Genomic DNA, 21482 nt, shown 5'->3' with positions numbered 1-21482 from the left:
GCACGGTTATCTTGGTGGCTGGAGCTTTGCGGACGGGTGCCTGCCCGCCACCTTTTCAGGGATGAATTCGTATGCGTTCGAACATGATGTTACTGATGGCCGCCGCCATCTGGGGGCTGGGCTTCGTCGCCCAGCGGCTGGGGATGGATCACATGGGGCCTTATACCTTCAACGGCCTGCGCTTTCTGCTCGGTGCCGCCTCCCTGCTGCCGCTGCTGTGGTGGCTCAAGTCACGCCAGCCCACCGGTCAGTCCGGTGATCGCCGCCTGCTGCTGACCGGAGGCCTGCTCGCCGGTGTCGTGCTGTTCAGCGCCGCCTCCCTGCAGCAGGTGGGGCTGCTCTATACCACGGCCGCCAAGGCGGGCTTCATCACAGGCCTCTACATCATACTGGTGCCCGTCATCGGCCTGGCCCTGCGCCACAAGACCGGGGCCAACACCTGGATCGGCGCCCTCATCGCCATGGCCGGGCTCTATTACCTGAGCGTGACCGAGGAGTTCACCATAGGCTACGGCGACCTGTTGCAGGTGATCGGTGCCCTGTTCTGGGCCATCCATCTGCTGGTGCTGGATCACTACTCGAGCCGGGTCGCGCCGATCCGCCTGGCCGGCGTCCAGTTCCTGGTGTGCGGCCTGCTCAGCCTGGGGGTTGCCTTCACCATGGAGACGCCGACCATGAGCGGCGCCGTGGCGGGCTGGCAGGCGCTGCTCTATGCCGGTCTGGTCTCGGTCGGTATCGGCTACACGCTGCAGGTGGTGGGGCAGCGCGGCGCCCATCCGGCCCACGCCGCCATCATCCTCAGTCTGGAGACAGTGTTCGCCGCCATCGGCGGTGTGCTGCTGCTCGGCGAGACCCTGGATGAACGCGCCATGGTGGGCTGCGCCCTGATGCTGGCAGGCATGTTGATCTCCCAGATCCGCCTGCGCTGGTGGTGGAAGTCGCGTCGGGACAAGGTGTCGAGCCAGCCTTGATGCGGGCGGACATCTTGCTCTCACGGGTGCGGCTGTGCCGAGACGGCGTCACCCATCTCACAAGAAAACGAGGCGCCCATGGGCGCCTCGTTTTCTTGTCATTGATTGATGCCTAACGCACGCTGGAGCAGAAGCTGACATCGTCGCGCAGGGGATCGTTGCTCACGCTGTGGTAGAGCTCGAAACAGGGGCCGCTGCCAAATTCCAGCCCGGCCGCGACTATGTCGCCCACATGCTCCTGCCAGCGCGGCCCGTACTGGCTGCGATCCGTGATGAGGTAGCGGGACTGGGCATAACGCCCGGCGGGAATGAGCTGGGTTTCCACCTCCCCCTCGCCCCGGGTCTGGGCAGGCACAGTGACGCCGATATCGGTGCGGCACTGGGCCGGTGGCGTCACCTCAGGGTTGTCGTGGTAGATGAAGATCCACTCCCCCTGCTCGAGTCCGCGGGTGGCCGCCCACTGGTACAGGCGGCCGCAGACGGCGTCATACCCCTCGCCATAGGGGCCTGTGACCCGGATATAGGCCAAGGTACGGGCGTCCATCTCGACAGTTTTCATGGTGTTGCTCCTTGCTGATGAGTGGCCTTCAGCATAAGGGGACGAACCCTCCCATGCGTGTCCATCCTTGCTCTCCAGGTGTCCATTCTTGCGCTTGTCGCGGCGAAACTCGCCAGGGGTGCAACCGTAATGGCGGCGAAACGCCTTGGCGAACGCCTGGGAACTGGCAAGGCCCGCCCCCAGCGCGATGGCGGTGACGCTGGCGTCCGTGTAGCAGAGCTGCCAGGCTGCCCGCTGCATGCGCAAGCGCCGACACATCTCCCCCGGCGCCTCGCCCGCCACTGCGGTGAACACCCGGTGAAAATGGTAGAGGGAGAGGCAGGCCCGATCCGCCAGCGCCTCGATGGAGAGATCGGGATCTCGCTCCAGCGCCCGCAGCACAGGGATGAGCCGCCGGCGGTAGTCGATCATGGCCGGATCCTCGCCATGTAGAGGGCATCCACGTATTCACCCTGCCGAAAAGCGAAGCCGCGGGCCAGCCCCTCCTCGACGAAGCCGAACTTGCGATAGAGCGCCTGCGCCCCCGGGTTGTCGGTGTAGACGGTGAGCTCGACACGTTGCAGGTTGAGCCAGTTGTCGGCCATCTCCAGCGCGGCCCCCAGCAGGGCCGAGCCTATGCCCTTGCCGGCCCAGTCATCTCGCACCCCCATGCCGATGCAGGCCACGTGTTTGCGCCTGGGATTGGGCTCGATATGCAGCGAGAGCTGGCCCACCAGCAGTCCATCGACCTCGGCCACCAGCGCCACCACGCTGCCGTTCTCCAACCGCTTCTGCCAGACGCTCAGGGTCGGATAGGGCAGTTGCAGGGTGCCCGCCTGGGCGTTGGGCATGGCATAGAGATCCCGCAAGGCGGGAGCATCGGCCGGTTCGGCGTGACGAATGGTGATCTGCATCTGAGGCTCCTTCTCGAAAACCTCATCATGCAGCATCAGAAGGGTCCGGTCATCCCCCCAGCCCCACCCATTTGTGATGCCTATCAAAGGGCGAGGGAAGGCCCATTGGTTCCGGGGTTTTTCCTTGTTATAGACTCAAGGCTCACCAACAAGGAGAAGCACCATGAACGACAAGACCCTGCACAGTGCCAATGGCGCCCCCGTTGTCGACAACAACAACAGCCTCACCGCCGGCCCCCGTGGCCCAGTGCTGATGCAAGACATCTGGTTGATGGAAAAGTTGGCTCATTTCGATCGGGAACGGATCCCGGAGCGGGTGGTTCACGCTAAGGGCTCGGGCGCTTACGGCACCTTTACCGTGACCCATGACATCAGTCAGTTCAGCAAGGCGGATCTGTTCAATGCCGTCGGCAAGCAGACCCCCGTGTTCCTGCGCTTCTCCACCGTGGCCGGTGAGAAGGGGGCGGCCGACGCCGAGCGCGACGTGCGCGGCTTCGCCCTCAAGTTCTACACAGAGCAGGGCAACTGGGATCTGGTGGGCAACAACACCCCGGTCTTCTTTATCCGCGATCCGCTGAAATTCCCGGACTTCATCCACACCCAGAAGCGGGATCCGCGCACCAACCTGCGCAGCGCCACCGCCGCTTGGGATTTCTGGTCCCGTCATCCGGAATCCCTGCACCAGGTCACCATTCTCTTCAGCGATCGCGGCATCCCCAAGAGCCTGCGGGAGATGAACGGCTACGGCAGCCACACCTTCAGCTTCATCAACGATGCCAACGAGCGCTTCTGGGTCAAGTTCCACTTCAAGACAGAGCAGGGCCACAGCTTCTACACAGATGAAGAGGCGGCCAATGCCGTCGGCCAGGATCGGGAGACCAGTCAGGCCGATCTGTTCAACGCCATCGAGCGGGGCGACTTCCCGCGCTGGAAGGTCTATGTGCAGGTGATGCCGGAGGCCGAGGCCCAGACCTACCAGATCCACCCGTTCGACCTCACCAAGGTGTGGCCGCACAGCGACTACCCGCTGATCCCGGTCGGCGTACTGGAGCTCAACCAGAACCCGGACAACTACTTCGCCCACGTGGAGCAGGCTGCCTTCACCCCGGCCAACGTGGTGCCCGGCATCGGCTTCTCGCCGGACCGCATGCTGCAGGGCCGGCTCTTCTCCTACGGTGACACCCAGCGCTACCGCCTCGGCGTCAACCACGGTCTGTTGCCGGTCAACGCCCCGCGCTGCCCGTTCCACCACGGCGCCCACCGTGATGGTGCCATGCGGGCCGACAGCAATGGCGGCGCCAGCCCCAACTACCAGCCGAACCGCTTCGGTACCCAGCAACCGAGCGAGCAGCACGAGCCGGCATTGAGCCTGGAAGGAGCCGCCCTGCACTACGATTTTCGCGACTACGACAGCGACTACTACAGCCAGCCGGGCAACCTGTTCCGCATCATGGACGAGGGCCAGCGTTCGCGCCTCGCCGCCAACCTGGCGCGATCCCTCATCAACGTGGAGGATGACGCCATAGTCGCGGCCCAGCTCAGGCACTTCGAGCAGGCCGACCCCGAGTACGCCAAGCGGGTCGAACTGGCACTGGCCGCCCTGCAGCGCTAAGTCGCAGGCAGCCAACATCTGCAAAAGCAAAACGGGGGCCTGATGGCCCCCGTTCTCGTCATGACGGTGCATGATAAATAAAAAACGGAGCCCAGGGCTCTGCTTTCATTACGGTATCAATCCCGGACGCAGCGCCACCGTGATCCGCCTGCGGTGATGAATAAAAAACGGAGCCCGAGGCTCCGTTTTCACTGCGGTATCAATCCCGGACGGAACGCGCTTCGCGCTCTTCCCGCTCCCTTGCCAACAAGCGTTTGTACCACCAGCTACTGCGACGACGTTGTGCATTGGAAGAGCGACGAGCCATTTCTTAGGTTCCAGCCAAGAGAGGAAAAGAGCCGCATTATGCGATAGAGGTCACGTCCATGTCTTTAGCTGGATCAAGAAAAGCCTCACTGACCCACGCTGATGATGCTGCTATTCGCCGCCTTGTCGGCTGCATGCGACGCCCTTTCCGGCTCGCGCCAGGCCAGTGGCCCGTTGCTCTCCAGCGCGTTTTGCGGGCCGCACTCCAACCAACTGTCGCCCTGTTGAATGCGGGCACCCGGCGAATATTTCTGATCCTGATACCAGCAGACCCGCTCCGGCAGCGACCCCAGCGGCAGCACCAGTTCGGTTCCCACTTCCGCCCGCTTCGGCTCTGCCGCCACGCCAGTGCCGGCCGTACCGCCCAGCAGTGTCAGCAACAACCAGCCACCTACCCTCTTGTCCAGATACATGATGTTACTCCTTGCTCGATAGAAGGTTCAGGCGACCGGAAACGGCGCAAACTTGATTAATAAGCCGCACGCCGACTGGCATTCCCAAGCCAATATGATAGCCTGCCAGCGCCTGCTCACGCCCGTCAAAACCGGCGCAGGAAAACCCCGGTGGATTTGTCGGTTCTCGACGAATATAACCTTATTAATCAAATCGTTATTTGGATATTATCCCAATGCGTATCATGCCGTTGCTCCAGGCGGCCTGCCTGAGCCTGATGTTGTCCGCCTGCGTCGCCCCCCTCTTGCTGATGAGCCCTACCAGTCAACTGATGTGGGCCCTGCTCAAGCCGCTGGTCGGTTTCGACCCCAACGAAGCCAACCTGTTCGAACAGCCCATGATCAAGGATCGAATGACCGGCATTCTGGGTCCCAATTACGACAGCACCATGCAGTTGCTCAAGACAGCCAACGAGCTGCAGCAGGAGGGCCCGCTGTTCTACGTGGTCTCCCGCTACGCCCCCGTGCCGGACGTTGCCAAGCAGGCCGGCATGGTGTGGAACTCACAGACCAACCAGATGTCCGTCATGCTGCTCAAGGGCGATGGCACACCCCAGGTATTTGGCGAGAACCTGGCCGCAGGCGCACCGAGCTGGCCAAGCGAGATGCAGAACTGGCAGGCGCAGGGCAACCCGACGGCCACAGCACTCTCCGGCGCCACCAACAGTCTGACCGGCTCTGCGACCAAGAGCCTGACCGGCGCCGCCACGACCAGCTCGGTCTTCGGCAGCGTGCTGGGTTCCCTGCAGCAGGGCGCCAGCAAAACCATGGCTGACACCACCAAGCAGGTAGTAAACAGCGCCACCACCTCGGCCCAGCAACATGCCACCAAGGCCGTGACAGAGCCCGCCAAGCAAGCCGCCAGCACCACGGTACAGAAGCAGGCCAGCAAGGCCGTGACCGAACCCGCCAAGCAGGCGGTCAGCAGCGCAACTGCCACGGTACAGCAGCAGGCCGCCAAGACCGTGACCGAGCCCGCCAAGCAAGCCGTCAGCAGCGCCACTGCCACGGCACAGCAGCAGGCCAGCAAGACCGAGCCCGCCAAGCAGGCCGTCAGCAACGCCACTGCCACCGTACAGCAGCAGGCCAGCAAGACCGTGACCGAGCCCGCCAAGCAGGCCGTCAGCAACGCCACTGCCACGGTGCAGCAACAGGCCAGCAAGGCTGTGACCGAGCCCGCCAAGCAGGCGGTCAGCAGCGCCACTGCCACGGTACAGCAGCAGGCCAGCAAGACCGTGACCGGCCCCGCCAAGCAGGCGGTCAGCAGCGCCAGTGCGACCGCAACGACGGCGGCGGATGCGGCCGCCGAGGCCGCGCGCGCCGCTGCCGAAGCCGAGATGGAAGCCCTGCTCAAGTAAGTCCCTCCCCAGGCCATCGCAAGATGGCCTGGCTGTTTTCCTCCCCCCTAGCTCCCCGTCACAGCTGCTCGCCATCCACTCTACCGGGTGCGTGAAATCATGAACTTCTCGACATAGCCCCCTAAACTGGAAGGACGATTTGTTGCAAGGAGTGCTGCCATGTCGCGTCTGCTCAGCCTGATGATCTGCTGCTGTCTCGGCACAGCACTGCCCGCCTCGGCGTTCACCTATTACTCCGAGCAGAACATGCCGTTCAACGGCCAGGATGAGCAGGGCAAGAGCACCGGCCTGGCGGTCGAGCTGCTGCGGCTGATGTGGCAGGAGATGGGGGAACCGGCACAACCCATCCACTTCATGCCCTGGGCCAAGGCCTGGTATCTGCTGACCCAGCAGCCGGATGCAGTGCTGTTCACCACGGCCCGCACCCAGGCGCGGGATCCCCACTTCCTCTGGGTCTGCCCCATCAGCCACTCCCGGGTGTCGCTGGTGGGCCGCAAGCGGGATGCCCCCAGGGTGGCCAGCAAGGCCGATCTCGCCAGGCTGCAAATCGGCGTCATGCAGGCGGATGTGGGGGAACAACTGCTGCTCAACCGGGGCATCAGCCCCGCCAACCTGATGGCGGTGGAGCGGATGGATCAGGTGGTGCGCCAGCTCATCATGGCCCGTACTGATCTGGTGGCCGGCAACGAGGTGATGCTGTTCCATCAGGCCAGACAATTGGGCTTTCCATCGGACACCTTCGTCACGGTCGCCACCTTGGCGGAGCAGGACAACTGCTTTGCCTTCAACCCCGCCGCCGACAAACAGCAGGTTGCCCGTCTGCAACAGGCGCTCGACAAGGTCAGACAGGGGGAGGCCTTCAAGCGGCTGATCGCCCGCTATCAGGATGTGGTGCAGTCACCGCCGGCGGATCACCTGCCCACGATCGAGTGAACACAAGATGCAAACAGGCCACCCGAAGGTGGCCTGTTTCATGGTGTCGCCTGCTTACTGGAAGTGGCTGTCGTGCTCGGACTTCTTGGCCTGGGTACCTTCGCTGTGCTCGATGGCGGTGCGGATGAGGTCCACCCCGGCACGGATGATCAGCACGCCCATGTTGACCAGCTTGACGCAGACCCACATGAAGGTGATGAGCAGTATCAGCTTGAGTACCGTCTGGAACGCCTCCAGGAAATTCTGCTCCAGCTGGCCGGTGAGGCCGTTGGCACTGGTCATCAGCCAGGTGTAGACCTCGCGCACGAAGGGGATACGGCTCGGCATCTCCAGCACGTCCAGGGCGGCGGGCAAGGCCTGGAAGATGACTATGCTGCCGAACAGTATCAGAATGACGCCGATGGCGATGCCCAGAAAAAAACCAAACTGTTTCATGGAAGGTCCCAAGGTTTGCTGCATGAAAATAACATAGCTGCCAATACTAGGGACTGCCTCACCACAGGGCAATCCTTGTGCGCAGGCAGGGCCAGAGCCAAACCCGCCATCCGGTGGGCCCCAGGCAGGAAACCATTGCCCAACTATCTGATTTCTGTGACCCTTGCGCCCATAGTCCCCCAACGCTCAGGCACCATGTTCCGCTCCTGTTTTTTACTGCTCTGCGCCCTGCTGCTGACACTGCCTGTCTCGGCCGCCCCCACGGCCGCCGTCTGCGTGGTCAAACATCAACAACAGCTGCTGCTGGTGCAGGACAGGGTCTCCTCCCGTTACAGCCTGACCGGCGGTTACATAGACGCGGGCGAGACGCCGCAACAGGCGGCGCTGCGCGAGCTGTTTGAAGAGACAGGTCTGCGCGGCCGGATCATCGCCGAGCTGGGACCATGGCAGCGCGCCGTGCTGTTTGCCTGCCAGACGCTGGAACCCATCCGGGCGCAGACAGGCTCGGGCTTCGTCTCCCTGCTGCGAGCCCCCAACCTGGGTGGCGAGATCCTCAACGCCAGGCTGATTGCCCCATCCCGGCTGCCTGACGGGCAGCGCCGCTTTCCGGCGCAGCTCGACTGGCTGGCCCCCCAGCTGGCCGACATCCCCGACAGCCCGGTGCTGTGGCTGCCGGATTTCAGCGGCGAAGGCAATGCTCTGCACCGGGCGGAAGTCCCGCTGATACAGCGCTTGCAGGGCTGGATCGGGGCCAGTGCGCCCTGGCTCGATGCCAGCAATCTGTTTGGTTCAGCCGCCTTTCAGCTTGCCCTGCTACCCTTGCTGCTGCCGCTGCTGGGCTGGCCCCGTCTGCGTCAGCTGTTGCTGGCCATGCTGACCCTCACCCTGCTGGTTCAGCTAGCCAAAGAGGGCACAGGTTGGCCCAGACCCTTCCATCTCGATCCCGCGCTGGCGCACGTAAGTGCCCAGGGCTTTGGCATGCCGAGCGGTCACGCCGCCTCGGCGCTGCTGTTCTGGGGCCTTCTGCTCAGATGGTGCTGGCCCGCCAACCCCTGGCGCGGCACCTCGCTGGCACTGCTGCTGGCGGTCCTGACCGGGCTGGCCCGGGTCTGGCTCGGCGTCCACTTCCTGTCGGATGTGGCGGCGGGATTGCTGCTGGGCGCCCTGATGCTGACGATCCATTCCGGTTTGTCCGGCATGGCTGCCCGGCCATGGATCTGGGGCGGGCTCAGCCTCATCTGCACACTGGCCGCCTGGTGGAGCCAATCCTCGGCGCTGGCAGGCCTGGCCATGTTCAGTCTGGGTCTGACCCTCGGCATGCGGCTGCCATTGCCGCGAGAGCGGCGAAAACCCTGGTACACCCTGGCGATCACCCTGCTCGGCGGCCTGCCCCTCGGGGCGCTGCTGTGGGCGTTGCCATTCTGGCTGACCAGCTCCTGGCTCATCCTGCTCGGCCAGTGGCTACTCTATGGTTGCCTGGGGCTCTGGTTGAGCGCCGGCCTCTGGTGGATACTCTCACTCATGAACTCTGACCCGCTACCCAAGGGCCCCGGCCCCGACAAGGGATTGCTATGAATATGAAAAAAGTGGACTTGGCCAAGATAACCCTGGGGGTGCTGTTTCTCAGCATCCTCATCATCTCGTGCTTCATGGTGCTGCGCCCCTTCCTGCCCGCACTGGTGTGGGCCACCATGATCACCATAGCCACCTGGCCCCTGATGCGGATGGCCCAGCGCCTGCTGTGGGGCAAGCGCGCCCTGGCGGCGCTGGTGATGACCAGCATACTGCTGCTGATCTTCGTCATCCCGCTGTTCATGGCGCTGGCCAACGTGGCGGAGAAGGCGCCCATGCTGATCGAGCTCGGCACCACCATCAGCCATTCGCCGCCGCCCGAGCTGCTCTGGCTGCAGCAGATCCCGCTGGTGGGTACCAAGTTGTATGAGTTCTGGCAGCAGATCCTGGCGAGCGGTGGTCAGGTGCTGTTTACCAAGCTGGCACCCTATTTTGGCCAGACTGCCCGCTGGCTCGCCTCCCAGGCCGGCAATCTTGGCTTGCTGTTCGTCCACTTCCTGCTGACCGTTGCCATCTGCGGCCTGCTCTACCACTCGGGTGAGAAGGCAGCCGACGGGATCCGCCGCTTCGCCCACCGCCTGGCGGGGGAGCGTGGTGACAATGCCACAGTGCTGGCCTCCCAGGCGATCCGCGCCGTGGCCATGGGGGTGGTGGTCACCGCCCTGGTGCAATCTTCAGTGGCCGGGGTCGGCCTGCTGATTGCCGGTATCCCCTACACCATGATCCTGGTGGTGGTGATGTTCCTGCTGATCGTGGCCCAGATCGGCCCCTTCCCCGTGCTGCTGGCCTGCGTCGGCTACCTCTACTGGAGCGGCGACACCACCTGGGGCACCTTCCTGCTGGTCTGGTCACTGCTGGCGGGCACCATGGACAACTTCCTGCGCCCCTTCCTTATCAAGCGCGGGGCGGATCTGCCGCTCATCCTCATCCTGGTGGGGGTCATCGGCGGCCTGCTGGCGATGGGGATCATAGGTCTGTTTATCGGCCCGGTCGTGCTGGCGGTGGGCTATACCCTGCTGGATGCCTGGATCAAGGAGGGTGACCACCCGGCGACCGCAATGACTCCTGCCACGGCCCTCAAGGCGGATTAAACCAGCTCATCCGCCAAAAACGCCGCCCACCGGGCGGCGTTTTTATTGGTTTCCTCATGCTTCTGCCATGAGCGGCAGAAGCGCTCTGGCTGACAAGACGGGACCCGTTTTTCATCCACCATCCACATCATCGAACCAGGGTTCGAGTCTGAACGCCAAAATCCGAACCAAGGTTCGAACCCGCCGCCCCTTCCCCCTTACTCTCCCCTGACCCATACCGACACAATGCTGGCTCACTCAGGAGGTACACGACATGAACGAATTGAGAGCAAGACGCGCCCTGATCAGCGGTGGCGCCAGTGGTATAGGGCTGGCTATCGCCGAGGCGCTGGCCAGTCAGGGGGTCGAACTGGTGCTGGCCTCCCGTCGCCACGACCTGCTGGAACAAGAGGCGGCCCGCCTCTCTACGCGATACGGGATAAGAGTCCTGCCGCTGGTGCTGGATGTGTGCGACGGCGCCCAGGTACGAGCCCAGCACGCCCAGGCTAGGGCACTGCTCGGCCCCATCGATCTGCTCGTCAACAACAGCGGGGTCGGCAGCGACCATCTGATACAGGATCTGCCGGAATCTGAGTGGGACAGGGTGATGAACACCTGCGCCAAGGGCAGCTTCCTGCTGACCCAGGCCTGCCTGCCGGACATGCTAGCCCACCGCCACGGCACCATCATCAACATTGCCTCCCAGGCCGCCAGACACGGCTACGCCAGGGCCAGCGTCTATTGCGCCGCCAAGTTTGCTGTCCTAGGGTTCGCCAAGGCGCTGCGGGAAGAGGTTCAGCATCAGGGCATTCGGGTGCATACCCTCTGTCCCGGTCTGGTGCAGGTGCCGCCACCGGCCTACCCGGGCGACCGCAAACCCGGCTGGTTGCAGGTCGAGGATCTGGCCGAGGCGGTACTCTACACCCTGCGTCAGAGCACCCATGTTCAGCTCGATGAGCTGGGCATGACGGGGATCTGAGGTTCTCGGGGACCTGACAAGCACGCCACCTGATCGGGCACGCTTGTTGACATGGGGCGCAGGCGCACCCCATGCAAGCATCTCGGCGGGCAACTATGGTCAGGCAGGTTGGTGGAGGGTGATGCAGTGAATGCCACCGCCACCGGCGGCTACCGGGTCAATATTGATCTGCACGATTTTGCGGCCGGGATAGAGGCGGGCCAGCAGATCATGGCAATGGCTGTCTGCCGCCTGGTCGCCAAACTCGGGGGCGATCACGGCGCCATTGATGGGCAGATAGTTGATGTAGCCGGCGGCAAAGTCGCGGCTGCGGCTGAAGCGGTTGTCCCGCCCGTCCAGCGGCGGCGGCAACACATGCAGCTCCAGCTTGTTGCCATCGGCGTCGGTGGCCTGCTTGAGGATGGCCAGATGCCGGCGGGTCACCTCATAGTCGTGGGACTCCGGGTCGTTGTCCAGATTGACCACCACCACCCCGGGGCGCACGAAGCGGGCGTAGAAATCGATGTGGGCGTCAGTGATGTCACGGCCCTTGATCCCCGGCAGCCAGATGATCTTGCGCAGCCCCAGATTGGCTTTCAGCTCCGTCTCCAGTTGTGCCTTGCTCACCCCCGGATTGCGGTTGCTGTTGAGCCAGCAGCTCTCGGTCAGGATGGCGGTGCCGTTGCCATCCACCTCTATGCCCCCACCTTCACCTGTCAGCTTGCTTTGCAGATAGTGGACATCCGCCTGCTTGCTCACCAGCTCGGCCACACCCGCATCCTGTTCGTGCTCCTGCTTGTCACCCCAGCCGTTGAAGTTGAAGTCCACCAGCCCCAGCTCTCCCTCGCCATTCTGGACGAAGACACCGCCGGTATCCCGCAGCCAGATATCGTCCAGCTCGGTGACGATAAAGCGGGTGTTCTGCTCGCCACAAAGTTTGCGGGCCAGCGCCTGTTCGGCTTCGCGGCAGAGCACGTTCACCTGGGTATAAGGCACCATGGCCTGCACCAGCTGGCCTATGGTGGCTTGCACCTCCTTGTAATTGCGGCCCCAGATATCGGCGCTCGCGGCAAAGGCAACCCAGACCCGAGTCTGAGGCGCGGCCTCGTCCGGCATCTGGTAACGGCCAACCGCAGTGGCCTGGGAGCCAATAGGGGTAGCCACATTGGCAGCCTGTGCCCGTGGCAGGCTGCCCAGCCCGGCCAGGGCGCCGATGGCGGCCAGCTGTTTCAATACATGGCGTCGGGATGACATGGGATGGCTCCTTCGGAGGCGGAACGACTCCGGATTGATGACAAAAATAGGATATGAATGACAAGCGCTGTTAATCAGATCACGCTGAGTAATAGACTAGCTGCCGCAATGGTGGCGGACAAACGATCGATTTTCGGTATAAGTGATAAGCGGAGCTAATCAATGATGTTCAAACACTGGCCTCCACTCAATGTGCTGCGGGGCTTCGAGGCGGCGGCCAGACTCGGCAGCTTTCATCAGGCGGCGCAGGAACTGCACCTGACCCAGTCGGCCATCAGCCAGCAGATCCGCTCGCTGGAGGAGCTGCTCGGCCAGCCGCTGTTTCATCGGCAGGGGCGCTCGGTCGCCCTCACCGATGCGGGGCAGGACCTGCTGGAGACAACCCAGAGCGTGCTGTTGCAACTGGCGGTGGGGATCCAGCGGCTGGAGCAGTACCGCAAACCGAACCAGCTGGTGCTCAATACCAGCACAGCCATAGCCCGCCACTGGCTGCTGCCCCGGCTGGCCGACTTTCACCGCCGACATCCCGATATCGATCTCTGGCTGTTTACCAGCGACGAGGTACCCGTCATGACCGAGCAGACCATAGATATCGCCCTGCGCTGGGATCTCGCCCCCCAAGCCGAGTGCCACCACAGGGTACTGCTGGAGGACGCTCTGCTCCCCCTTGCCACTTTGGCCGTGCTGGCCCAACCCCCTGCGGAGCGCACCAGTCTCCATGGAGAGCGGGAAATGGATTGGCACCACTGGACGCTCAAAGGCGGGGAGGATCTGCAGTTGCAGACCCGGGGGCTCAACTTCTCCGATCCCGGCCTGCTGCTGGACGCGGCCGGCGCCGGGCTCGGCGTGGCGCTGGCGAGCGCGCTGCTGTCGGCTCCCGCACGGCAACAGGGTTTGCTGCTGCCGCTCTCCTCCCGCACGGTCAAGGGGCCACAGTGGAGCTGGCTGGTCCATCAGGAGAGCGAGAGCAGCCCTCAGTGCCGCGCCTTCTGCTGCTGGCTGGAGCAACAGTTTGCCCGCACCGCGACCGACCTCGACGGCATGGCATTGCCACCCTCTGAGGCAGGTCACTGAATCTGTGGGGGGAGCGTGGTTAAATGACGGCTTCTCCTTTTGCCGGACATAGCTGTGACCACGCCATCTGACCTCCAGCCGCTCCAGCCCTGGCCCGATTATCTGCAGGCCTCCTGGCTGCGCTGCGCCCACCAGACCAGCCCGACCCTCTGGCACCCGCCCCACAGCGCCAAGGGGCAAACCCTGCAGAGCCTGCGCCAGCGCAAACGGGATCTGCTCACCACAGGCGAGATGGCGCTGGAGGATCTCTACGAGTTCATGGAGGGGCGCCCCTGCGTTCTGCTGCTCACCGACGAGAGCGGCTGCCTGCTGGCCCGCACCGGCCATCGCGAAACGCTGGCAGAACTGGAGGCGCTGGGCTTCGGGCTCGGCGCCTTCTTCAGCGAGGGGCGCATCGGCACCAATGCCATCAATCTGGCGGCGCTGGAGGGGATGCCACTCTGCGTCAGCGGCCCCCAGCACTTCAACCGCACCCTGCACCCCTGGCACTGCTGCGCCAGCCCGGTCTACAACAGCAATGGCCGTCAGGTCGCCATCATGGCGCTGATCTGCAAGGTGGAAGAGGCGAGTGCCGGGGATCTGGCGCTCACCGTCAGCGCCGGTCGCGAGCTGGCCCATCTGCTGCAGATGGAAACCCTGATGCAGGAGTCCCAGCACCATCTGAGCGAGCTCTACGCCCTGCTCGACGGCATGGATGACGGCGTGCTGGCCTGGGACCCCCAGGGCAGGCTGCGCTACCTCAACGGGCTGGCGGCCAGTCGGCTACGGCTCGATCCCGCGCTCTGCCTCGGTCAGCCGCTGGAGCAGCATTTGCTGTTGCCACAGCGGTTGCAGCTCGCCATCAAGGGGCAGACGCCACTGAGCCATGTGGAGGTGACGCTGGAGCGGATTGGGGTGCAGACCGGGGAGTTTATCAATGCGCTGATAAGCCTCAAGCCGCTGCCCGGGCCGGACGGGGTCAGCTTTATCGCCCTGCTGCACCCGCTGGACAGGCTCAGGGCCATCAACCAGCTGCGCCAGGCGGTGCCCGAACTCTCCGCCTTGGTGGGCGAATCGAGCGCCATGCGCAAGCTGCTGCGCTACGCCCGCCAGGCGGCACGGAGCCAGGGCCCCATGCTGCTGCGCGGGGAGGAAGAGGTGGGCAAGGCCCAGCTGGCGGAGGCGATTCACTTCGGCAGCGAGCAGGCCGCCGGGCCGCTCATCACCCTCAACTGTCAGGCGCTGCCGAGCGAGCGGATGGCGCTGGAGCTGATGGGTTCCGACGAGGCGGGGCAGGAACGGGCCGGCAAGTTCGAGCTGGCCCATGGCGGCACGCTGGTGCTGGAGCAGGTGGAGTGTCTCTGTGCCCCCATGCAGGCGGCGCTGCTGCAACTGCTCAAGACAGGCCGTATCCAGCGCTTCGACTCGGCCCGCATACTGCCGCTCAAGGTGCGGATCATAGCGACCAGCAGCGCGGCGCTGGAACAGAGGGTGCAGGAGGGACAGTTTGGTCGCCAGCTGCTCTACGCCCTGCAGGCGTGCGAGCTCTGGTTGCCGGGACTGCGGGAGCGCGGCGCCGACTTGCCGGCCCTCATCAGCCAGCAACTAGGGGCGCAGGGGCGCGAGCCGGTGCGCCAGTTCAGTCCGGCGGCCCTCGACTGCCTGCTCGCCTACTCCTGGCCCGGCAATCTGGGGGAGCTGCGCAGCGCGGTTGAATATGCCCTGCTCCACTCGAGTCGTGAGCAGATCCCGCCGGAGGCGCTGCCCGCCGCCATTCGGCACGGCTATCGGCTGGTGGAAGACGAGGTGGTGGGGCAGCCGCTGCTCACCCTGGCCGAACTGGAGCGCCAGGCCATCTTGCGCTGCGCCCACGCCTGCAAGGGGCAGGTGAGCCAGATGGCCCAGCATCTTGGCATCAGCCGCACCACCCTCTGGCGGCGACTCAAGCTTATCGGTATCGATCCCGCGGACTACCACGGCTCCTGACGACTGGGATCCTGTTGTTACCCGATGAAACCGGTCAGGCATAAAACAACAAGGCCCCGCAATTGCGGGGCCGTTTTATATGGCAAGGTAATGAGCAACGCGGTTACAGCCCCAGCTGGTGGGCGGTGACTATGGCCGCCAGCACATCCTCGGCGGTGACCTTGAACGGCATGTTGTGGATGGTCTCCCCCTCGGCGGTGGAGGCCTTGGCCACCTCCAGCAGGCGCGCCATGTCCAGCTCCTTGACCCCCATCATATGCAGGTTGGTCGGCAGGCCGATCGAGCGGCAGAAGGCCAGCACGGTTTCGATCTCCGCCATGGGCGCGTTCTCCAGCACCAGCTGCACCAGGGTACCGAATGCGACTTTCTCACCGTGGTAGAGGTGGTGACACTCGGCCAGCTGGGTCAGGCCGTTGTGGATGGCGTGGGCGGCGGCCAGACCGCTGCTCTCGAAGCCGATACCGCTCAGATAGGTGTTAGCCTCTATGATGTTCTCCACCGCCTTGGTGCAGAGCCCCTGCTCCACCGCCAGCTTGGCCTTGTAGCCATCGGCCAGCAGTGTCTTGTAACAGAGCTCGGCGATGGCCTGGGCCGCCAGGGTAGAGGCACCACCGGCCATGGTCTTGCAGCCGGAAACCTTGTTGGCACGCGCCTCGAAATAGGTGGAGAGCGCATCCCCCATGCCGGAGACCAAGAGCCGCACCGGGGCGCGGGAGACGACGCCGGTATCCATGATGACCATGTTGGGGTTGGTCGGGATCATCAGGTATTCGCTGAACTGCCCTTCCGGGGTATAGATGACCGCCAGCGCACTGGTTGGCGCATCGGTGGAGGCTATGGTCGGCACTATGACCACAGGCACCTTCTGGTAGAAGGCGACCGACTTGGCGGTATCCAGCGTCTTGCCGCCACCTATGCCGATGATGACGTCGAACGGCGTCTGGTTGCAGCGGGCCAGCAGGCGGTCGATCTCGGGGCGAGAACATTCGCCGTTGAAGCAGTCGAACTCGGGCTTGATGCCCACGCCGTGGAAGCTGGTGGCAACCGTGTCACCAACCAGCTTGGTGACGAAGGCATCGGCCAGGATGAGCGGTTTGGCGCCGAGCGCCTTGACGTAGTTGCCTATGTTGGCGAGGGCCCCGTTGCCTTGCACATATTTGCTGGGGCTGATGATGATGCGGTCCATATTCTATCCCTCTCTTTTTATCTCTTAAGAATCGGGGCGAAGGGGCGGCTATGCCGGGGAGTCCTTCGTCTTGAGTGGCGCAGCACTGGCACACAGAGCCAGCGCTGCGCCTTGAAACGGGTTGGCGATCAGTCGCCGAAACGCTCGTCTGCAAGTTGCTTGAAGCAGGTCAGGGCGGCCTCGGCATCTTCTCCCTGTGCCAGCAGGGTGAGCCTGTCTCCCTGGCGCACGTTGAGCATGGTGAGCCGGGTCAGGCTGCGGGGATTGGCCTCTTTATCCCCCTTTTGCAGCTTGAGTTCGGCGGCAAAGGGCTTGAGTGCCGCCACCAGGCGGGCGGCGGGGCGCACATGCAGGCCGTGGGGGTTGTCGACCACCACCTCGCAGCGCAGCCAGCCCTCGTCGGCTGCCAGTGCCGTCTCAGTGGCGGCCTGCGCAGTGCTGCCAGGCAGCATTGCCTGCTTGGGCCCCAGGGCGCCGAGCGCCTCTGCGGCCACTTCGTCGAGGCTCATACCTGAACCTGCCGCCACCACTGCGGCCAGGGTGCCCTCGACCAGCGGGGCGGGACAGAGCCGCACCCGAGAACTCAAATCAGGGGGCAACAGCTCGAGGGCGGTCTCGGCGCTCAAGAGGGCGCTGCCCAAGTCCATCAGCACCAGCACGCCGCTGCCGTCGTCTGCTTCTTCTATCGCACTCATCACGGCGATGGCATCTGTGCCTATGGGGTGGTCCGGATCATCGACCCCGGCCGCCAGCAACAGCCGTGCCGGGCTGCCCAGCTGGTCGGCCAGCGCTTTCAATCCGGCCGCCAGCATGGCGCTGTGAGAGACAACTACGATACCTATCATGTCACAACCTCGCTCTGTCACGCAGGGCGGTCAGCAGCAGCAGGGTCGAGGTGGCTCCGGCATCCTGATGGCCTATGCTGCGCTCGCCCAGATAGCTGGCGCGCCCCTTGCGGGCCTGCATCTGTATGGTGGCCTCGGTGCCGGCCGCCGCGGCAGCCACCGCCTTGTCCAGCGCCTCAGCCAGCGGCAACTCCTGCTGCTGCGCCTGTTGCAGGGCGGCCAGCGCAGGCCACCAGGCGTCGCACATTGTCTTGTCGCCCGGCTCGGCGCGGCCGCGAGAGACGATTCCCTCGACACCATCCGCCAGCATCTTGCCAAGCTGGCTCAGGGTCAGGCTCTGGCAGGCGTCCGTGCTGGCCGCCGCCCGAATGAAGAAGGTGCCGTAGAGCGGGCCGCTGGCGCCGCCGACCGAGGAGAGCAACGTCATACCGGTGGTTTTCAGCACCTGGCCTATATCCTTGTCCGCCACCGCGGGCAGCTTCTCCGCCACCTTGGTAAAGCCGCGCTGCATGTTGAGGCCGTGGTCGCCATCGCCGATGTCGGTATCCAGTGCCGTGAGGTAGTCACGCTGCTCGGTGAAGATGTGCTCGCAATCCAGCAGCCAGTTGACGATTTGATGTTTGCTTAGCATGAGAATGAGGGCTCCTTAGCAACCGCGACGCAGGGCGGGGGTGTGAACGGGGGCATCCCACAGGGTCATCAACTCGTCATCCACCTTGAGCAAGGTGATGGAGATGCCGGTCATGTCGAGGGCGGTGCAGTAGGGGCCTATCAGGTTGCGCACCAGATGGATGCCGGCCTCTTCGCACAGGGCCGCGAGGCGACCATAGACGCCATACAGTTCTGAAATCGGGGTGCCACCCAGGCTGTTGACCAGGGCTATGACACGATCGCCCCGGTTGAGCGCCTCGATGAAGGTGTGCTCTTCCTGCCAGCTGCCGGAGGCTCTGTCCCAGTGGCGCAGAGTGCGGCCATAGGGGGTGTTGTCCGCCAGCTCGCTGAACATGTCGCCCACCAGGGTGTCGAGGTCGGTGAAGGGGCGGCGCGCTATGCCGGGTTCGCCGTGGATGCCCACCCCGAACTCCATCTCGTTGTCCGCCAGGGTGAAGGAGGGCTTGCCGGCGGCAGGCACGGTACAGGCGTGCATGGCGACGCCTATGGTGCGGCTCTGATTGTTGATGCGGCGGGCCAGCGCCTCGCAACGGGCCAGGTCGTAGCCCGCCTCGGCGGCGGCACCGACCAGCTTCTCGCACAGCACAGTCGTGGCGACGCCGCGACGACCCGCGGTGTAGAGGCTGTCTTTCACCGCCACGTCGTCATCGATCAGCGAGAAGCCGACCTTGACCCCGTCACCGTGCAGCAGCTCGACCGCAGTTTCGAAGTTGAGCACGTCACCCGTGTAGTTCTTCACCAGGAACAGCACGCCAGCGCCACCATCGACCGCCTGACCACACTCGTACATCTGATCCGGGGTCGGGGAGGTAAAAATTTCGCCGGGGCAGGCGCCATCCAGCATCCCCTTGCCCACCAGACCGCCGTGCATCGGCTCGTGGCCGCTGCCACCGCCGGAGACCAGCGCCACCTTGCCCATCACGGGAGAGTCGGCGCGGGTGATGTAGTGGGGTTCGATACGTACCTTGAGCTCGGGGTGGGCGGCTGCCATCCCCATCAGTTGTTCACGGACCACGGCATCGACGGCATTGATCAGTTTCTTCATGGCTCACTCCTTGGCTTGCCACCGCACGGGTGGGCAAATGGTTGATGAAGCCAGTCTAACGGGATAAATCGGGATAAAAATGACGACCGGTTCGGTTCGGATTTGAAACAGGAGAAAGGCCATTGGCGTTTCAATCTGAAACAGCGAGAGGCAAACGGGAGGGAAACTGCAGGCGGCCTCACAACCATGAAAAAGGGCCCCCGCAGGAGCCCTTCACGCCAACCGGCAGCCTTAGATGGCCCAGCCACCGGCATAGAAGACCACCAGTGCCACGGCAATGATGACGGTACCGACGTTGAGTTTCTTCCACTCGGCGGCAAACAGGCGACCCACGACCAGCGCCACGAAGCCCAGCATGATGCCGGTCACTATGTTGCAGGTGAGCACGATGAAGACGGCGCACAGCATGCCAGCCAACGCATCGACAGAGTCGCTGAAGTCCAGCTTGGTGACGTTGCCCAGCATCAGCAGACCGACGTACATCAGCGCCGGTGCTGTGGCGTAAGCCGGCACCAGATAGCTGAGCGGCGAGAGGAAGATCATCAGCAGGAACAGCAGGCCGACCAGGGCTGCGGTCAGACCCGTCTTGCCACCGGCCGCGGTACCTGCGGCAGATTCAATGTAGACGGCGGCCGGAGCCCCACCCACGACGCCAGCCACCATGCTGCTGACGGAGTCGGCAGTCAGGGCCTTGCCGCCGCTGATGATGTGGCCACGCTCATTGATGAGACCCGCCTGACCCGCTACGGCACGGATTGTACCGGTGGCGTCGAACACGGCTGTCATCACCAGCGCCAGTACGGTCGGAATGACCACTGGGTTGAGGGCACCCAGCAGATCCATGCTGCCAACCAGAGAGCCCTTCTCGCCAGTCAGGCTCGGCATGGCGAAGAAGCCATGCCAGGCCACGTTCGGATCGAAGATGAGGCCGAGGATGGAGATGGCGATGATCACCATCAGGATGCCGCCCGGCACCTTGCGACGCTCCAGGCCGAAGATGGCGGCCAGACCCAGTACCGTCATGACGACGGGGAAGGAGGTCACCTCACCCAGCTGAACCGGCAGACCCGCCCCTTCGTTCTTGATCACCATGCCGACGCCGTTGGTGGCGATCAGCAGCAGGAACAGGCCGATACCTATGCCGGTGCCGTGGGCGATGCCAGAGGGCAGGTTGTCCAGGATCCACTGGCGCACGCCGGTCACGCTGATCAGGGTGAACAGCACCCCCATCAGGAAGATGGCGCCGAGGGCCACCGGGATGCTCAGGCCTTGCCCCAGCACCAGGCTGAAGGCGGTGAAGGCGGTGAGGGAGATGGCGCAACCAATGGCCATGGGCAGCTTGGCCCAGAGTCCCATCAGCAGGGAACCGAAGGCGGCGATCAAGCAGGTCGCCACGAAGACGGGACCCTGCTCGAAGCCGGCGGCACCCAGCATGTTCGGCACCACTATGATGCTGTAGACCATGGCCAGGAAGGTGGTCAGCCCGGCCAACAGCTCCTGGCGCACACTACTGCCGCGCGCAGAAATGGAAAAATAAGAGTCCAAAAAGCCGCCGTTCCCTGATTGGGCGGCCATATCTTGCTTTGCCATAACTCATCCTGAAAGTGTGAAGGAAATCGTTTGCTTTTGTGGCGCGCAAAATAGCAAGAATTTGTCGAAATTGCAGCGAATTCCCTGACTTTTTCATCAAAATGGCAGGAATCGTTCTCGTTCGGGCACAAATCTGTATGCCCGCTTGCTGCTGCTCTCACCTTCGTCCACGAGGCAGGCCTCTATACTGCAGAGAACCATTCGCACTGCCAGACGGGAGATGCCCCATGCACACGCGCAATCTGCTGAACGATATTCCCTCGCCACTGCCTACCGAACTCTTTCAGGATCTAGTCAGCACCAACCACCTGCGGATCGAGCGCATTCTCTCCCACGGCCATCAGACGGCGCCGGGAGAGTGGTACGATCAGGATGAACATGAGTGGGTCCTGGTCGTGCAGGGAGAGGCCAGCCTGCTGTTCATCGATCCGCAGACCCAGGAGCAACAATCGGTACAGCTGGGCCCGGGCGATCACATCAATATTCCCGCCCGTCAGAAACACAGGGTGGAGTGGACTCACCCCGACATGACCACAGTCTGGCTCTGCGTGTTCTACTGAGATGGATAAGAAAGGGACGGCAAGAACCCTTGAATGAAGTCGAATTGATACGGCAAAGAGGAAATGGGAGCAGATGAACTTGAGGTATCAGAAAGCAAAAAGGCCTTCCCGATGGGGAAGGCCTTTCAATTTACTGGCGGAGCGGACGGGACTCGAACCCGCGACCCCCGGC

The 21482-nt window shown here is 63.7% G+C and carries 20 protein-coding genes; 10 read left to right on the top strand and 10 right to left on the bottom strand.

Annotated elements, in window-relative coordinates; all coding sequences use genetic code 11:
- The first annotated feature begins 71 nt into the window (after positions 1 to 71).
- Positions 72 to 971, top strand: coding sequence for a DMT family transporter (locus ACM3N8_RS20610; RefSeq protein WP_290019741.1), 900 nt, complete (start codon positions 72 to 74; stop codon positions 969 to 971).
- A gap of 112 nt (positions 972 to 1083) precedes the next feature.
- Here the strand turns inward: ACM3N8_RS20610 and ACM3N8_RS20605 are convergent, their stop codons facing one another.
- Together ACM3N8_RS20605 and ACM3N8_RS20600 are read right to left on the bottom strand one after the other, a co-directional pair.
- On the bottom strand, positions 1084 to 1941 hold the full coding sequence (locus ACM3N8_RS20605; protein ID WP_043556037.1) for an AraC family transcriptional regulator: 858 nt from the start codon (positions 1939 to 1941) through the stop codon (positions 1084 to 1086).
- Complete coding sequence (locus ACM3N8_RS20600; RefSeq protein ID WP_043556093.1) at positions 1938 to 2423, bottom strand: GNAT family N-acetyltransferase; 486 nt, start codon at positions 2421 to 2423, stop codon at positions 1938 to 1940. The genes ACM3N8_RS20605 and ACM3N8_RS20600 overlap by 4 nt, the downstream gene beginning before the upstream one ends.
- Positions 2424 to 2586: 163 nt before the next feature.
- Between ACM3N8_RS20600 and ACM3N8_RS20595 the strand changes: the two genes are divergently transcribed.
- Entirely contained in the window at positions 2587 to 4035 is a 1449-nt protein-coding gene (locus tag ACM3N8_RS20595; protein WP_416016547.1) for a catalase, read from the top strand.
- A 392-nt stretch (positions 4036 to 4427) separates the two neighbouring features.
- Here ACM3N8_RS20595 and ACM3N8_RS20590 read toward each other — a convergent pair whose 3' ends face one another.
- Complete coding sequence (locus tag ACM3N8_RS20590) at positions 4428 to 4754, bottom strand: YnjH family protein (protein ID WP_274452940.1); 327 nt, start codon at positions 4752 to 4754, stop codon at positions 4428 to 4430.
- A 215-nt stretch (positions 4755 to 4969) separates the two neighbouring features.
- Between ACM3N8_RS20590 and ACM3N8_RS20585 the strand changes: the two genes are divergently transcribed.
- Both ACM3N8_RS20585 and ACM3N8_RS20580 read left to right on the top strand, forming a co-directional pair.
- Positions 4970 to 6151: a hypothetical protein gene (locus ACM3N8_RS20585; protein WP_416016546.1), complete on the top strand. Its 1182-nt coding sequence runs from the start codon at positions 4970 to 4972 to the stop codon at positions 6149 to 6151.
- Between the two features lie 159 nt (positions 6152 to 6310).
- Positions 6311 to 7084, top strand: coding sequence for a substrate-binding periplasmic protein (locus tag ACM3N8_RS20580; protein ID WP_290019745.1), 774 nt, complete (start codon positions 6311 to 6313; stop codon positions 7082 to 7084).
- A gap of 54 nt (positions 7085 to 7138) precedes the next feature.
- On the opposite strand, the gene ACM3N8_RS20575 is transcribed toward ACM3N8_RS20580, so the two are convergent.
- On the bottom strand, positions 7139 to 7519 hold the full coding sequence (locus ACM3N8_RS20575; protein WP_290019746.1) for a hypothetical protein: 381 nt from the start codon (positions 7517 to 7519) through the stop codon (positions 7139 to 7141).
- Positions 7520 to 7714: 195 nt separating this feature from the next.
- Here ACM3N8_RS20575 and ACM3N8_RS20570 point away from each other — a divergent pair, with 195 nt between their 5' ends.
- From ACM3N8_RS20570 to ACM3N8_RS20560, 3 genes are all read left to right on the top strand, one after another.
- Positions 7715 to 9094 (top strand): bifunctional NUDIX hydrolase/phosphatase PAP2 family protein, encoded by a 1380-nt coding sequence (locus tag ACM3N8_RS20570; protein ID WP_290019753.1) that lies wholly within the window; start codon positions 7715 to 7717, stop codon positions 9092 to 9094.
- Entirely contained in the window at positions 9091 to 10182 is a 1092-nt protein-coding gene (gene ydiK, locus ACM3N8_RS20565; RefSeq protein WP_290019747.1) for an AI-2E family transporter YdiK, read from the top strand. Before ACM3N8_RS20570 ends, ydiK begins: the two co-directional genes overlap by 4 nt.
- 253 nt (positions 10183 to 10435) lie before the next feature.
- On the top strand, positions 10436 to 11140 hold the full coding sequence (locus ACM3N8_RS20560) for an SDR family oxidoreductase (protein ID WP_290019748.1): 705 nt from the start codon (positions 10436 to 10438) through the stop codon (positions 11138 to 11140).
- Positions 11141 to 11239: 99 nt separating this feature from the next.
- Here the strand turns inward: ACM3N8_RS20560 and ACM3N8_RS20555 are convergent, their stop codons facing one another.
- Entirely contained in the window at positions 11240 to 12373 is a 1134-nt protein-coding gene (locus ACM3N8_RS20555) for an agmatine deiminase family protein (protein ID WP_290019749.1), read from the bottom strand.
- 162 nt (positions 12374 to 12535) lie between these two features.
- On the opposite strand from ACM3N8_RS20555, the gene ACM3N8_RS20550 reads away from it, so the two are divergent.
- Positions 12536 to 13447, top strand: coding sequence for a LysR family transcriptional regulator (locus tag ACM3N8_RS20550; protein WP_416016545.1), 912 nt, complete (start codon positions 12536 to 12538; stop codon positions 13445 to 13447).
- Between the two features lie 54 nt (positions 13448 to 13501).
- The gene (gene dhaR, locus ACM3N8_RS20545; RefSeq protein WP_274452943.1) at positions 13502 to 15412 is read left to right on the top strand and encodes a dihydroxyacetone kinase operon transcriptional regulator DhaR; all 1911 of its coding nucleotides are present in this window, start codon (positions 13502 to 13504) and stop codon (positions 15410 to 15412) included.
- Positions 15413 to 15515: 103 nt separating this feature from the next.
- Here the strand turns inward: dhaR and ACM3N8_RS20540 are convergent, their stop codons facing one another.
- The 5 genes from ACM3N8_RS20540 to ACM3N8_RS20520 all read right to left on the bottom strand — a co-directional run bounded on the left by ACM3N8_RS20540 (position 15516) and on the right by ACM3N8_RS20520 (position 20750).
- Entirely contained in the window at positions 15516 to 16598 is a 1083-nt protein-coding gene (locus ACM3N8_RS20540) for a glycerol dehydrogenase (protein WP_043141519.1), read from the bottom strand.
- Positions 16599 to 16726: 128 nt separating this feature from the next.
- Positions 16727 to 17443, bottom strand: coding sequence for a dihydroxyacetone kinase phosphoryl donor subunit DhaM (gene dhaM, locus ACM3N8_RS20535; protein WP_290019751.1), 717 nt, complete (start codon positions 17441 to 17443; stop codon positions 16727 to 16729).
- A gap of 1 nt (position 17444) precedes the next feature.
- Positions 17445 to 18074, bottom strand: coding sequence for a dihydroxyacetone kinase subunit DhaL (gene dhaL, locus ACM3N8_RS20530; RefSeq protein ID WP_098981669.1), 630 nt, complete (start codon positions 18072 to 18074; stop codon positions 17445 to 17447).
- Positions 18075 to 18089: 15 nt separating this feature from the next.
- Entirely contained in the window at positions 18090 to 19160 is a 1071-nt protein-coding gene (gene dhaK / locus ACM3N8_RS20525) for a dihydroxyacetone kinase subunit DhaK (RefSeq protein ID WP_241326552.1), read from the bottom strand.
- 231 nt (positions 19161 to 19391) lie between these two features.
- A complete protein-coding gene (locus ACM3N8_RS20520) occupies positions 19392 to 20750 on the bottom strand; it encodes an NCS2 family permease (protein WP_241326551.1) in 1359 nt (452 codons plus the stop codon).
- Between the two features lie 227 nt (positions 20751 to 20977).
- Between ACM3N8_RS20520 and ACM3N8_RS20515 the strand changes: the two genes are divergently transcribed.
- On the top strand, positions 20978 to 21310 hold the full coding sequence (locus ACM3N8_RS20515) for a cupin domain-containing protein (protein WP_043142538.1): 333 nt from the start codon (positions 20978 to 20980) through the stop codon (positions 21308 to 21310).
- The last annotated feature ends 172 nt before the right edge of the window (positions 21311 to 21482 follow it).

This window comes from Aeromonas sp. A04, assembly GCF_047780465.1.
Lineage (GTDB): Bacteria > Pseudomonadota > Gammaproteobacteria > Enterobacterales > Aeromonadaceae > Aeromonas > Aeromonas bestiarum.
This window is presented reverse-complemented; position numbering and strand designations above follow the sequence as displayed.